This window comes from Paenibacillus sp. P4_E11 (assembly GCF_056401635.1).
Map to the genome: position 1 here is coordinate 1 of NZ_JBFUIX010000596.1, position 870 is coordinate 870.

General features: G+C 41.5%; 1 protein-coding gene and 1 pseudogene. Both read right to left on the reverse strand.

Annotated features, from left to right (window positions below; translation table 11 throughout):
* Nucleotides 1–230: pseudogene (locus AC1DWB_RS36315) on the reverse strand (hypothetical protein); the annotation flags it as partial.
* Between the two features lie 67 nt (nucleotides 231–297).
* The coding region (locus AC1DWB_RS36320) for a GNAT family N-acetyltransferase (protein WP_477545895.1) at nucleotides 298–870 on the reverse strand (573 nt) is incomplete at its 5' end.

Sequence of the window (870 nt, forward strand, 5' to 3'; positions counted from 1 at the left end):
ATTCGAACTCGCAGCAGCCCGCATTCTTCGCCCGATTGTTCGGTTACGATCCACTTGTTCGAGAATATCGGGAAACTCCCGCTGTACAGTTTGTAGCCACCCTCATTATATACGTCTAACGCAGACCCGAACGCACTGCGTAAATCGACCTCTCCGACGCTCTCATTGCTTTCATTTAATATGTCGGTCTTCCCTGAGTTAAAGAAGTTATCTCTGAAATACAAATTCATCTCCATCGCCTCCCTGAACTTTCCATACGTTCGAGTTCAGGGAAAGGTTGCAAATAGTGACGGCCACCTATATCTTTTTTGCCCATTTACTTTTATAAAGCTTGTAGTAATAATAGCTTTCGTTCTCAAGCTCAATCATCTTCAGAAAATCAAACCCACATTTTTGAATGACTCGATTCGAGGGGATGTTACGGATCAGAGCGATCGCGTTAAGTTCCTCTACATCGGTATTCTCGAACAAATACTGAATTAGGCCTTGAGCCGCTTGGGTAGTATAGCCCTTGTTTCTGTGGCTACTTGAGATAGCATACATAATTTCTCTGTTCGGAGGAGGTAATTCTTCCTTAATTCCAGTACAACACCAGCCGATAAACTCCCACGTATCTTTTGAAATAATTCCTAATCGTAGACGGAGTTGCCCAACATTGCCCCCTTCCGCTATAGCTTCTAGAAATTGTTTGTTTTCTATGGTCTCGTAATTCAAAAGCCAATCTAATCTTCGTTCCTTTGTTGCGTTCCACGAAGGTAAAAATTCTAAAATTTCTTTTTGCTGGGTAAGAGCGTATAGTTCGTCCAAATCCTCTATTCTATATTCACGTAGGATAATATCTTTACACTCTATCGTAAAAACGTTGTTTGT